General features: G+C 70.3%; 8 protein-coding genes and 1 pseudogene. 2 read left to right on the top strand and 7 right to left on the bottom strand.

The features are described from left to right. Window positions 1-81: 81 nt before the first annotated feature. Window positions 82-1305, bottom strand: coding sequence for an MFS transporter (locus ACH4S9_RS32055; protein ID WP_398375037.1), 1224 nt, complete (start codon window positions 1303-1305; stop codon window positions 82-84). Between the two features lie 96 nt (window positions 1306-1401). Between ACH4S9_RS32055 and ACH4S9_RS32060 the strand changes: the two genes are divergently transcribed. Further along, on the top strand, window positions 1402-1854 hold the full coding sequence (locus tag ACH4S9_RS32060) for a helix-turn-helix domain-containing protein (RefSeq protein WP_358847193.1): 453 nt from the start codon (window positions 1402-1404) through the stop codon (window positions 1852-1854). Between the two features lie 27 nt (window positions 1855-1881). Here the strand turns inward: ACH4S9_RS32060 and ACH4S9_RS32065 are convergent, their stop codons facing one another. The 4 genes from ACH4S9_RS32065 to ACH4S9_RS32080 all read right to left on the bottom strand — a co-directional run bounded on the left by ACH4S9_RS32065 (window position 1882) and on the right by ACH4S9_RS32080 (window position 7597). Further along, window positions 1882-2655 carry an SDR family NAD(P)-dependent oxidoreductase gene (locus ACH4S9_RS32065; RefSeq protein WP_311724032.1) on the bottom strand — a complete coding sequence of 258 codons (774 nt, stop codon included), beginning with the start codon at window positions 2653-2655 and terminating at the stop codon, window positions 1882-1884. A 224-nt stretch (window positions 2656-2879) separates the two neighbouring features. After that, window positions 2880-3515 (bottom strand): TetR/AcrR family transcriptional regulator, encoded by a 636-nt coding sequence (locus tag ACH4S9_RS32070; RefSeq protein WP_311724033.1) that lies wholly within the window; start codon window positions 3513-3515, stop codon window positions 2880-2882. Window positions 3516-3570: 55 nt separating this feature from the next. Then, on the bottom strand, window positions 3571-6009 hold the full coding sequence (locus ACH4S9_RS32075) for a beta-glucosidase (RefSeq protein ID WP_398375040.1): 2439 nt from the start codon (window positions 6007-6009) through the stop codon (window positions 3571-3573). A gap of 91 nt (window positions 6010-6100) precedes the next feature. Continuing rightward, the gene (locus ACH4S9_RS32080) at window positions 6101-7597 is read right to left on the bottom strand and encodes an MFS transporter (RefSeq protein WP_398375042.1); all 1497 of its coding nucleotides are present in this window, start codon (window positions 7595-7597) and stop codon (window positions 6101-6103) included. A 551-nt stretch (window positions 7598-8148) separates the two neighbouring features. On the opposite strand from ACH4S9_RS32080, the gene ACH4S9_RS32085 reads away from it, so the two are divergent. Continuing rightward, the gene (locus tag ACH4S9_RS32085) at window positions 8149-10947 is read left to right on the top strand and encodes a glycoside hydrolase family 78 protein (RefSeq protein WP_398375043.1); all 2799 of its coding nucleotides are present in this window, start codon (window positions 8149-8151) and stop codon (window positions 10945-10947) included. Between the two features lie 200 nt (window positions 10948-11147). Here the strand turns inward: ACH4S9_RS32085 and ACH4S9_RS32090 are convergent, their stop codons facing one another. Both ACH4S9_RS32090 and ACH4S9_RS32095 read right to left on the bottom strand, forming a co-directional pair. Beyond that, the gene (locus ACH4S9_RS32090; RefSeq protein WP_311724037.1) at window positions 11148-12284 is read right to left on the bottom strand and encodes a hypothetical protein; all 1137 of its coding nucleotides are present in this window, start codon (window positions 12282-12284) and stop codon (window positions 11148-11150) included. A gap of 249 nt (window positions 12285-12533) precedes the next feature. Continuing rightward, window positions 12534-13208, bottom strand: a pseudogene (locus ACH4S9_RS32095) (endo-1,4-beta-xylanase); the annotation flags it as partial. Between the last annotated feature and the right edge of the window lie 98 nt (window positions 13209-13306).

Consider the following 13306-nt stretch of genomic DNA (forward strand, 5'->3'; position numbering starts at 1 on the left):
TATGCGCGCTTTCGGATGAGACAAAACGTTGGGAGGGAAACGGGGTCAGGGATACTGAGACGGACGGGAATGAGCCCGATTTCAGCGGCGGCCGGAAGACGCCCACAGCAGGAGCCCGAGCGAGCTGAACGAGGCGCCCAGTACGCATACGGCGCCCCAGCCGGCCACCGTGTAGAGGGAGGTCGCGGCGATGGCGCCGGTGGCGCTGCCGATCGAGTAGAAGACCATGTATCCGCCGATCAGCCGGCTGCCCGCGTCCGGGTGCAGCGCGTAGATCAGGGTCTGGTTGGTGACATGGACCGCCTGCACGGCGAGGTCGAGCAGGATCACCCCGACGACCAGGGCCCAGAGCGAACTGTGGGTGAAGGCCAAGGGCAACCACGAGACGGTGAGCAGTGCCAGGGCGATGCCGGTGGTCCGCCGGGAGAGTCCGCGGTCGTTCAGTCGGCCCGCCACGGTCGCGGCCAGGGCGCCGGTGACACCGATCAGCCCCAGCGCCCCGATCGCGCTGTGGGGCAGGAAGTACGGGGCCTCGCTGAGCGGCAGCGCGACGCTGCTCCACAGGGTGCTGAAGGCGGCGAAGATCAGCAGACCGAACAGGGCCCGGAGCCGCAGCAGTCGTTCGCGTGCGAACAGGGTGATCGTGGAGCGCAGGAGCTGTCCGTAGCGCAGGGGTGTCGGCGGAGCGTCACGGTGGCGCGGCAGCACTCGGTACAGGACCAGGGCGAGCAGCGCGGTGAGCGACGCCGAGGCGACGTAGACGGAGCGCCAGCCCGCGAGATCGGCCATGAGGCCGGACGCGGTGCGGGCGAGCAGGACTCCGATGACCACGCCGCTGGTGACCAGACCGACGACCCGTCCGCGCCCGGCGGGAGGGGCCAGTGATGCCGCGAAGGCCACCAGCGTCTGCGTGACGACCGCGAGAAGTCCCATCGCGGCCATGCCCGCGAGCAGGATCGCCGCCGAGTGGGCGGTGGCGACCACGGCCAGCACCACCACCAGGAGCAGCAACTGGGCCACGATGAGCCGTCTGCGGTCGGCCACGTCGCCCAGCGGGACGAGGAAGAAGAGTCCCAGCCCGTATCCGACATGCGTCAGGGTGACCACGCTGCCGACAAGTGCCGGGCTCATGGCGAGATCGTGGCCCATGGTCACCAGGAGCGGCTGGGAGAAGTAGACGTTGGCCACCGCTGCCCCGCAGGCGACGGCGAACAGTATGACGACGCCACGGGGCAGGGCGAACGCGGAACCCTCCTCGCTTCGGGCCTCGGTCCGTTGTGTCACGGCCTCACCGCTGCCGGGCATCAGCACTCCTCCGCACATCTGGTTTCATCTTGCTACCAATGGCGACCGTAGGCTTTTTGGTAGCATGTTGCAACCGTTGTGAGAGTGAGGGACGCCATGGTGACCAGGACGCGCTTCGACGAGAGCGACTGTCCCGTCGCCCGGTCGGTGGACGCGATCGGCGACTGGTGGTCCCTGCTGATCGTGCGGGACGCCTTCGACGGAAGCCGGCGCTTCGGCGAGTTCCAGCGCAGCCTCGGCGTGGCGAAGAACATCCTCACCGCGCGTCTGCGCACCCTGGTCGCCGGCGGTGTCCTCGAATCCGTCCCCGCCTCGGACGGCAGCGCCTACCGCGAGTACGTACTGACTCCGAAGGGCCAGGCGCTCTTCCCCGTCATCGTGGCACTGCGGCAGTGGGGCGAACAGCACTTCTTCGCCCCCGGCGAACCACACTCACAGTTGGTCGACCGCAGACAGGGACATCGCCTCCGCGCACTGGAAGTGCTGTCTGAGGACGGGCGACGGCTGAACCCCGACGACACCACCGTCCACAAGATCTCCACCCGGTGATCCGAGCCGGAGACCCGGTGGGGACGGCTACTGGTGGGTGCCGCCGTCGATGCGGATCTCGGTCCCGGTGATGAAGGCGCCGTCGTCGGACACGAGCATGGCGACCACGCCGGCGACGGTGTCGGGTGAGCCGAAGCCTTCGCCGATGGCCGGAGTGAGCTTGGTGAAGAGGTTCCAGTCGGTGTCCTCGGGCACGAGCGAGAAGATGTTCTCGGTGATGCCGCTGGAGATGCTGCCCGGGTTGATGTTCACCGCGCGCAGACCGTGCTTGGCGTATTCCTGGGCGATGCTGTGGGTGAAGGACAGGATGCCTCCCTTGCTCGCGGAGTACGCGGCCATGAACGGGTGGGCGAACTGCGCCGAGGTGGAGCTGAAGTTGACCACCACGCCCTGGCCCGTCTCCAGAAGGGCGGGCAGCGCGGCCCGGGTGACGAGGAACGTGCCGGTGAGGTTCACGGCGATCACGCGGTTCCACAGGTCGAGCGAGCATTCGTGCGTGTGCGCGCCGCGCAGCATGCCGGCCACGTTGACCAGGGCGTCGAGTCCGCCGAGTCGGGTGACGGCGTCCGCCACGACCGTGTTCACGGCGTTCTCGTCGGAGACGTCCAGGACGGCGGTGTTCAACCGGTCGTCGCCGGTTCCGGCCTTGGTGGCGAGGGCGGCGGTCTCCGCAAGCCCTTCCTCGGCGACATCGGTGGCGACGACATGCGCACCTTCGGCGAGCAGCCGCAAGGTCGTCGCACGGCCGATGCCGGAGGCGGCCCCGGTGATGAATATGCGTCGATTGTCCAGGCGTTTCATAGGGGTTACCTCTCGTCGTTCTTCTCGGGGGAGTGGGTTCCGGTGCCGTGGGCGCAGGCAAGGGAGCCGCCCGTGTGCGGGTGTCGCGGAGAACGAGCAAACGGCTCTGTGCGCCGCGTGGCGCGCGCACGGCGGATGACTCTAAGGCCAAAAGTCAAACAAGGACAGGTTTTTGAGGCTGTGGATGTCGTGAGGCCGGGGGCCGCACGACGCGAGCCCGATGCTCAGGCGCCGTCGCCCGAACCCGTCTCCGGGGTGGCGTCGTCGCGCTCGCCCGACGGGCCGAGGCACATGAGGTTGAACGCCTGGATGGTTTCCGACATGTCGATGCCCGGGTTCAGCAGCCACTGCAACTGGAGCCCGTCCGAGAGAGCGAGCAGCATCCGTGCCATGTGGTCGGGCCGGATGTCCGTGCGGACCGTGTCCCGTTCCTGGGCCTTGCGCAGCCCGTCCTCGATGGACTCCGTCAGAGCCTCGTACCGTCGGACGAAGAACGCGTTGGCCGGGTGCTCCGGATCCGAGGCGGCGGCGGACAGGGTGACGAACAGATCCACCAGGCCCCGCTGCCGTGCGTTGTGTGCCGCGGTGCGGGCGACCGCCTCGCCGGGCGAGGTCACGTCGGCCGTCGCCTCGACGTCCAGGGCGTCCCGCTCGGCCAGCACAGCCAGCAGCAGTTCCTCGCGGGAGTCGAAGTAGTGCAACACCCCGGCCTGCGACATGCCCACGCGATCGGCGATCTCCTTGAGGGACGAGCCCCGCTCGCCGTGCTCGCTGAAGACCTCCAGCGCCGCGCGCAGGATCTGCTGCCGACGCTCGAGGCCCTTGCGGTAGGGGCCCCGGGGCTTGCGTGGTGTCGTCACGCTCCGACCGTACTTCACCCGTGGCTTTCGCCGACTGCCGGGCAGCCACCGATGATCACCGGAATCCGGGAACGGCGGCTGTGAGCCGTACGTCCGCCGACGAGCGCCCCACCCGCAGCCGATGGCCTCCGGAACGCGCGGCCCAGCCTCCGTCGGTCCAGGTCGCGAGCGTCCGCGCCGGCACGGTGACGGTGGCGACGACGGCCTCGCCGGGCCCCGCCTCGACGGTGGCGAAGCCGACCAGGCGCTGGGGCTCACCGCCGTCGGCCGGCTCCAGGTAGGCCTGGACGACCTCGCGTCCCGGCCGGTCGCCCGAGTTGCGGACGATGACCTCGAGGCTGAGTCCGCGGGCCATGTCACCGGTGACGGTGATGTCCTGGTAGTCCCAGGTGGTGTACGACAGTCCGTGGCCGAACGGGAAGAGCGGGGTGGTGCGGCAGGCGGCGTAGGCCCGGTAGCCGATGCGGTGGCCTTCCGCGTAGTCGAGCACTCCGTCGACGGGTTGGGTGGACAGGACGGGTGCGTCGGCCTCGGTGGCGGGGAAGGTGGTCGGCAGCCGTCCGCCCGGTTCGGTCCCGGTGAGGATGTCGGCGATGGCGTCGCCGCCCTCCTGTCCGGGGAACCACGACCACAGCAGCGCGGCGGGCCGCTCGGCCCAGGGGAGGACGAACGGGGCGCCGGCGTTGACGACGACGGCTGTACGCGGGTTGGCGGCGCAGACCCGGTCGACGAGTTCGTCCTGGCGGCCCCGCAGGGCGAGTGTGGTGCGGTCCACGTTCTCGGCTTCGGTGTCGGAGTCGCTGCCGACCACCAGGACGACGGCGTCCGCGTTCGCCGCGGCGGCGACGGCCGCGTCCAGTTCCTCTTCGTCGGTGCCTCGGGGGACGTCGTAGCCGAGGCCGAGCAGGGTGATGGGGTGGGGGAGGTTGCGCTGCGGGCGGATGCGCAGCACGACCTCGGTCTCGCCCTGTGCGGCCCGGAAGGCGAAGGTGTGCGACGGCGGGTTGAGCAGCAGCGCGGCGATGTCGTCGTCCTCCTGCAGTTGCTCGTGGGCCTGCGGTTCGTGCCCTGGGACGTGCAGGGTGAAGTGGCCGGTGCCGATGGCCGAGAGCCGGTGGATGCCGGAGGCCCGAAGCGCGAGCCGGGTGCGGACGACCAGTTCCTCGACTCCGTCCTGGAGGATGATCGGGAACCACCGGTCCGCCGGGTCCTTGTGCTCGTCGGAGATCGGACTGTCGTCGGTGCCCCGGTACTCCAGGCGTACGCCGGGCTCGCCGTTCACCGGGTCGGTGGCCGTCTCGCCGTCGAGCGGCAGGAGCTTGGCGTGCGGGAAGACGCCCGGGTGGACCGTGATCTCGACGTCCTCGCCCAGCGCCCGGCGCAGTCCTTCGAGCGGGCTGACGACGTGTTCGGGGGTGACATGGGCGCTGCCGCCGCCCTGGATGGCGAAGCGGACCGCGTTGGGGCCGATCAGGGCCACCTTGCGCAGGGTGCCGGGCTCGAGGGGCAACAGTCCGTCGTTGCGCAGCAGGACGGACCCCTTGACCGCGAGGTCCCGCATGCGGCGATGGACGTCCGGGGGAAGCGCGCTGTCCTCAGGGGCGGCCGTCTCGTCCAGGGCACCGACCCTGGCGGCCAGCCGCAGCACACGCCGTACTTTGTCGTCGATCACGGACAGGGGCACCCTGCCCTGTTCGACGGCGGCGATCAGCGCGTCGCCCCAGGGCCCGTCCGGCCCCGGCATCACCAGGTCGAGCCCCGCCAGCGCCGAGGCCTCGGTCGACCTGGTGGCCTGCCAGTCGGAGACGACGACGCCGTCGAAGCCCCACTCCTCCTTGAGTACCTCGGTCAGCAGTCGGCCGTTCTCGGTCATGGATGGGCCGTTGACCGCGTTGTACGCGGCCATCAGGGCCCAGACGCCGGCCTCGCGCACGGCTGCCTCGAAGGGCGGCAAGTAGACCTCGCGGAGGGTCTTCTCATCGATCCGGGCGTCGTACGTCATGCGCTCGGTCTCGGAGTCGTTTCCCGCGAAGTGCTTGACGGTGGCGGCGACGCCCGCCGACTGCACGCCCTTGATGAAGCCGACCGTGACGCGGGTGGTGAGGTGCGGGTCCTCGGAGTAGCACTCGAAGTGACGGCCGCCCAGCGGGGAGCGGTGGAGGTTGACCGTGGGGGCCAGCAGGACGTGGATGCCCATCTCCCGGGCCTTCAGGCCCATCAGCCGGCCCGTCTCGTAGGCGGTGCCCTCGTCCCAGGCCGCGGACAGCGAGCTGGGGCTGGGGAAGAGGAGGGCGGGCGGGGTGTCGCCGCCGAATGACGTGCCGCGGGGGCCCACGGGCCCGTCGGACAGGGCGACGGAAGCGAGCCCGGCGGCGGCGACCGGTGTCAGGGTCCAGGCGTCGCCGCCGGTGAGCAGGGTCACCTTCTCTTTGAGGGACATGGCGTCGAGGCGCCGAGTGAGGTCCGCTTCGTCGACCGGGTTCCGACGGGTCATGGGCTGGTGCCTTTCAGAGAGGGGGCGGTTTCCGGGACCGCCATGGCGGGGCGGAGGTCGGACGGCGGTCCCGGGGGTGTGGTGTCCGCGGTCAGGCCGTGGTGACGGCCGATCCCGCCTCGACGTCGCGCGCCGGTCGGAGCCGGGGGATCAGGAGTACGGCGAGCACTCCGAGCACGGCGAGGCCGGCGGCCAGGAGCATGCCGTTCTTGTAGCCGGCGTCGAGGTAGAAGCGGGTGCCCTGGACGATCCGGCTGTCCTGGGCCAGGACCACGTACACCAACTGAGTGATGACGGTGGTCAGCACGCCCTGGATCATGGTCTGAAGGCCGTTGGCGGTGGCCTGCTCCTCGGGGGTCACGGCCTCGATGATCAGTACCGGGGCGGACGACACGATCATGCCCATGGCCAGGGCCGATACGGTGCCGAGCAGCATCAGATGGGTGTCGGTGTAGTGCCACTGCCGCTGGAGCAGAAAGCCGACGGCGGCGAGCAGGGCGCCGAGGCCCAGCGGGATCCGGGCGTCCACCTTGCGCAGGGCGACGCCGGTGCCGAAGCCGACGAGCAGGATGAGAACGCTGGACGGGATGCCGATGACCGCGAAGTGCGTGGCGGACATGCCCAGGCCTTCGGAGACCTGCGGGATCTTGGGGAAGAGCACCAGGAGCTGGGCGATGACGCCGGTGCCGTACACGGTGGCGGCGACCAGCGAGGCGGCCAGCATGACGGTCCAGACGGAGCGACGGGACATCATGCCGAGGTGGAACAGCGGGTGCGCACTCCGCGTGTCGGTCACCACATACAGCAGCACGGCGAGGATGCCGCCGACGATGAAGCCGAGGGTGTCGGTATCGGTCCAGCCCCACTCGCCGCCCTTGCCGATGCCATAGGTGAGGGCCGCCGCGCCGCCGCCCAGCAGGGCGCCGCCGAGCCAGTTCACCTTCGTTCGCGCCACCCGCTGCGGGGTCTTCGGGACGACGGTGAGCAGGAGCAGCAGCCCGATGGCGGTGGCGGCGGCCAGCGCCCACAGCACCCCGCGGAAGCCGTAGGAGTCCAGCAGCCGGCCCGTGAGGAAGGGGCCGCCGAGGGCCACGAAGGCTATGCCACTGCCGATCATGCCGCTGGCCGCGCCGACGTGTCGGGGCGGGAACAGCTCACGGACGGACGCGTAGGCGAGCGCCGCGATGGGGCCGTAGAAGCCCGCGATGCCACGGCCGACCAGCAGCATGCCGTAGCTGGTGGCCAGCGCCGCGACGATGTCGCCGACCAGGCCCAGCACGGTGATGACGATCATGACGTTCCGCTTGCCGTAGAAGTCGGCGAACTTCACGACGAACGGTGTGATCACCGTCGCGACCAGGGCGTTGACCAGGATGAACCAGCCGATCTCCGTCGTGTGGAAGTGCTGGGCGACAGAGGCCTGGGCGTTTCCGCCGAGCATGCCGGCCAGGGAGAGCAACTGTGTCGGCCACATCAGGGCGAGCGCGATCAGCGCCAGGCGGGTTCCGAGTCCCGACCTCCCGGATGCGTCGACCGGTGCGGGTGCGGGTGCGGGTGCGGTCGTGGACGGGGTGGTGGAAGAAGACACAGCGATGTGACCTCTCGTCGCAGGGGGAGGGCCGCGCGGCTCGGCGGCCCTGCGAGGACGTCGACGGGCGTGGGGAGACCCGGAACGACGTGCGGTGGTGATGTGAGCGGCCCCGGTCAGGCGGGCGGCCCTTCGGGCACCCACCTCGGGGGATTGGAACCTTTCAATTCCGTGGCGGCCATAGTGGGAACCGCGCTCCTGAGTGTCAACCCCCTTGCCCGCGGCCGATTTCGCCGTGCGGGTGAGAAGGGCGGACGGAGGAGTGATCCTCGCGTTCAGGTGTCTGAGCAGTCGTGATCAAGGGTGAACCAGTAGTTCACAGGATGAAAACCTAGCGTCATTCGGGATTCGTGGCTAGGGTTTCGGTCAATGGTTCTGAGTCGCCGCTCGGGCTGGTCGTCATCTCGCCCTGGATCGAGTCGTGTCTCGACCCTCTTGCTTGAATCGATTCATCGCGCGAGTGGCAGCCCGTGACGGACGTGAGCACACCCGCCCGGCGCGAGAAGTGAGGACGCTTTGTGAGGCAGGAAACCCGTAACCAGCCAGGCATCGTGACGGATGTCAGGTTCGAGCATGTGCGCGACGCGCTGGGGATCGGCACGGGTCGCCCGCGCCTGTCGTGGACGACGCTGACCAACGCCGAGGACTGGCACCAGACGGCGTACGAGATCGAGCTGACCGCGACCGACACCACCGTCGTCACGGTCGACTCGGCCGAATCCGTCCTCGTGCCGTGGCCGTTCGAGCCCCTTACGGCCCGCGGCCGGGCCACCGTCCGGGTGCGTGTGACGGGATGCGACGGCACGGTCTCGCGTTGGAGCGAACCAGCGGCGGTCGAGACGGGCCTGCTCTCGACCGAGGACTGGTCGGCCGTCTTCGTCACCCCCGACTGGGACGAGGACGCCCAGTCCGACCAGCCCTCCCCGCTGCTGCGCCACGAGTTCGAGCTGCGCGGCCCCGTCCGCTCTGCCCGTCTGTACGCCACCGCCCTCGGCGTCTACGAGGCCGAGCTCAACGGCAGCCGGATCGGCGACCACGTACTCGCGCCCGGCTGGACGGCGTACGACAAACGCCTGCGCTACCAGACCCACGACGTCACCACCCTGCTGCGCCCCGGCCGCAACGCCTTCGGCGCGGTGCTCGGCGACGGCTGGTTCCGCGGCCGTATCGGCTTCGACGGCAGGACCCGCGCGATCTACGGCGACCGGCTCGCCTTCCTGGCCCAGCTGGAGGTGGAGTACGAGGACGGCACGACACAGCGGGTGGTGACCGACGGATCCTGGCGGGCCGCCACCGGCCCGGTCGTCTCCTCCGGTCTCTACGACGGCGAGGCGTACGACGCCCGGCTGGAGCGCACCGGCTGGTCCGAGCCCGGCCACGACGCCTCCGGTTGGCGCGGCGTGCGCGTGCTGGAGCGGGACCTGGCCACCCTGGTGGCGCCCGACGGACCACCGGTGCGGCGCGTCGAGGAGATCGCCCCGGTCGCGGTGGCCACCTCCCCGTCGGGGAAGACGATTCTCGACTTCGGGCAGAACCTGGTCGGCCGGCTGCGCCTGACCGTGTCCGGCGAGGCCGGCCGGCGCGTCACGCTGCGGCACGCGGAGATCCTGGAGGACGGCGAACTCTGCACCCGGCCGCTGCGCACCGCCGCCGCGACCGACACCTACACCCTGCGCGGGCAGGGCACCGAGGTCTACGAACCCCGCTTCACCTTCCACGGCTTCCGCTACGCCGAGGTCACGGGTGCTCCGGACGACTTCGACCCGGCCGCCGCCGTACGGGCCGTGGTCCTCCACTCCGACCTGATGCGCACGGGGCATTTCTCCTGCTCGGACGAGCTCGTCAACCGACTCCACGAGAACGTCGTGTGGGGCATGCGCGGTAACTTCCTCGACGTCCCCACCGACTGCCCCCAGCGTGATGAGCGCCTGGGCTGGACCGGTGACATCCAGGTCTTCTCGCCCACCGCCTCCTTCCTCTACGACAGCGCGGGCTTCGTCGGCTCCTGGCTGGCGGACCTCGCCGCCGAGCAGGGCGAGAACGGCGTCGTTCCCTTCGTCGTGCCGAAGGTCGTGCCCGGCGCCGACACCCCCACCGCCGCCTGGGGGGACGCGGCCACGGTCGTGCCGTGGGTGCTGTACGAGCGCTACGGCGACACCGGGATCCTCGCCACGCAGTACGACTCGATGCGCGGGTGGGTGGATCACGTGGCCTCGCTCGCGGGGGAGGACCGGCTCTGGGACAGCGGCTTCCAGTTCGGCGACTGGCTCGACCCGACGGCCCCAGCCGGCCGCCCGGACGCCGCCGCGACCGCCGGTGAACTGGTCGCCACCGCCTACTTCTTCCGTTCCGCCGACATCGTCGCCCGCACCGCCGAGGTCGTGGGCCGGACCGAGGACGCCGAGCGTTACCGGGCCCTCGCCGATGAGATCCGCGCCGCCTTCCGGGCGGAGTACGTCACCGGCGCGGGCCGCATGATGTCCGACGCGCCGACCGCGTACGCCCTCGCCCTCTGCTTCGGCCTGCTGGACGCGGGCGCCCAGCGTGGCAGGGCCGGCGACCGCCTCGCCCAGCTGGTCCGCGGCAACGGCTACAAGATCGCCACCGGTTTCGTCGGCACCCCGCTGATCTGCGACGCACTGACCCGCACCGGTCACGCCGACACGGCGTACCGCCTGCTGCTCCAGCGGGAGTGCCCGTCCTGGCTCTACCCGGTCACCATGGGCGCGACCACCATCTGGGAGCGCTGGGACAGCCTGCTGCCCGACGGCACGGTCAACCCCAGCGGTATGACGTCCTTCAACCACTACGCGCTGGGTGCCGTCGCCGACTGGCTGCACCGCACGGTCGCCGGCCTCGCCCCCGCCGAGCCCGGCTACCGCCGCCTGCGCGTCGCACCGCGACCGGGCGGCGGCCTCACCCACGCCGAGGCCCGCCTGCGCACGCCGTACGGAACCGCCGAGGTGTCCTGGACGCTGTCCGACGGCGAACTCACGGTCAGGGCGCTGGTCCCGCCGAACACCACGGCGGAGGTCGTCCCGCCGGACGGCGGCGATGTGGTCGAGGTCGGATCCGGACGGCACACCTGGACGGTGCCTTTCGGCGCGGAGCCCGCCGAGCGGGCGCCGCTGTCCGTGGACATGACGGTGGACGAGCTGCTGGACCGGGAGGACGCCGCCCGCGTCTTCAAGGAGCTGCTCATCTCCTACGTCCCGGAGGCCGCCGAGTACATCGGGAGCGGCTCCGGCGCCCCGACCGGCATGACGGTACGAGTGATCGCCGGCATGCTGCCCAACGGCGAGGAGTTCCTGGCCGCCCTGGAAGAACGGCTCACGACGCTGACCACCTGATCCCCCCACACGGGGCGTCGAGATCCGCCCTCCGACACCGGGGCCCCGGCGCCCCCGGGGTGTTCCGGGGTGCGCCGGGGCCATGGGCCGTACTGCGTTGCGCCGTCAGCGGAAGCGCGCGACCAGCCGTTTCGTTCAGCCGGTCGGGCGCCCCGCGCGCCTGGGCTCGCGCAGGGCCGGATCAGCCCCGCGCAAGCGGATCAGCGTCGGCTCAGCAGGTTCAGAGTGTTGGTCGCGTTGTTCACGAAGTAGACCCGGTCGGGGTTTTCGGCGATCGCGATCCCGAACAGGACGCCCGCTCCCGGCGGGGAGCCGCTGCTGTCGAGCGTGCGCACGGCCACCTGATCGCCGCCCGGGGTGGTCTCCACAATGTTGCCGTCGCCGCCGTTGACGGTGAGGATGTTGCCCTTCGGGGTGATCGCCATCCCGAGCGGGCCGTTGAGGTGCTGGTCGCAGGTGACCACTCGGCCGGTGCCGGCGCTGTCGTCCCTGGTCAGCGCGTCCGGGATCGCGGTGATGCGGTTGTCGACGGTGTCCGCCACGTAGAGCGTCCCGTCCCGCAGACCGACACCCGTCGGCCCGATCACGAGGGCCGCCGGGTCGGTCTTCTGGGCGAAGCCCGAACCGATCTTGGTCGTGGCGATCCGGGTCGGCGGCCGGTGGCCGTGGGTGCGCAGGGTGATCCGCAGCACGGTGCCCCGCCGCACGATGTCGCCGCCGCCGGCGACCGTGCCGTTGAGCACGTTGGTGACGAACAGATCGGTCTCGTCGCCGTGGCTCTTCGCGGTCATGTCCCAGGGACCGTTGATCCCGTGGCCGCTGATGGTCTCCCGGACCTCTCCGCGGTTGTCCAGCACGAGCAGGCACCCGGCCTGCGCCGTGGCGGATGTGCCATCGGCCGTGGGCAGACTGCCTACCACCACCCAGCCGCCCGGCAGGATGGACAGCGCGGTGGTCAGACCCACACCTCCCGGGCACGGTCCCGGCAGGTTCCGCGGGTCGATCTCGGCGAACAGTCTGGTCGTGCCTTTCGGGCTGACCTGCACGAGCGTGGTCCCCGTGCCCTGCTCGTTCGCGGCATTGTTGAAGTTGCTGACCAATACGTTGCCGCGCCGCAGGTCACCAACACTCTTCTTGACCAGGGCGGTGCCGTACGGGTTCACGTCGCCGTTGTCCGGAACCGTCGACGCGACGGTCGAGACGGTGCGCAGCGGCCCGAGGAACGGTCTCCCGTCCCCAGTCATCGGCGCGGCGGATACCGTCTGGCCCACCGTCAGGATCGCCGTCGCCGCGGTCACAGCCGCCGCCGCGAGACGCGAAGCGGAAAGAAGCCTCATCAGGTCATGCCTCCTCAAGCGTCGTGCGCCATCCGGCGGTCTCACGACGGTCACAGAAAGTTGCCAACCATCACATAAACGGACGCCATGGCGCAGCGCACGTCAGAGAGGGCCGGATGGGTGACTCGGTCATGAGGTGAGGGCGGACGCGGGTGGTGCCGGGACGCGTGTCCCGGCACCGCGGTCTCCCGGCGCGGTCAGCAGGTGGAGTTGGTCTGGGTGAGGAGGCCGAGCCGCCAGGGGAGGGCCGTCGAAGAGCAGGGGGTTCTCCCCGGCGCGCCAGGAGTCGGTGTCCCGGATGCCCCACACCGTGATGCCGTTGCACCGCGCGACGTTCATGCAGGCCTTGACCGTGTTCGTGTACGCGGTCGTCGGCGCCTGCGCGATGTCGAGTTCGGTGATCTGCACGTCCACACCGAGGGCGGCGAAGTTGGACAGGGTGGTCTGGAAACTGGCCGGCGGGCCGCCGGTGCCGAAGTGGGCCTGGAAACCGACAAAGTCGATGGGCACGCCACGCGCCTTGAAGTCGCGCACCATGCGGTAGACGCCCTGGGTCTTGGCGTCGGTCCAGTTCTCGATGTTGTAGTCGTTGTAGCAGAGCTTGGCCGACGCGTCGGCCGCCCGCGCGGTGCGGAACGCCTCCTCGATGAAGCCGTCGCCCAGCAGGTTCTGGAACACCGAGGGGCGGTGCGCTCCGCTGCCGCCGTCGGCGAACGCCTCATTGACCACGTCCCAGGCGTAGACCTTGCCCTTGTAGTGGCCCATCACGCCGTTGATGTGGTTGTTCATCACGCTGCGCAGGGTGTTCGCGTCGCCGATGGAGCTGACCCAGCTTGGCAGCTGGGAGTGCCAGACCAGGGTGTGGCCCCGTACCCGCTGGCCGCGCGAGGTGGCGTGGTTGACGATCTGGTCGGCGGGGCCGAAGGTTCATCTCTCTCCTCGCGGGATCAGGGCTTCGGTATAGGAGCGCTCCCAAAATGGACATTCGAACGCGGTCACGTCTACCTGAAGGGCGGTTGCCC

This window comes from Streptomyces sp. NPDC021225, assembly GCF_044332865.1.
GTDB lineage: Bacteria > Actinomycetota > Actinomycetes > Streptomycetales > Streptomycetaceae > Streptomyces.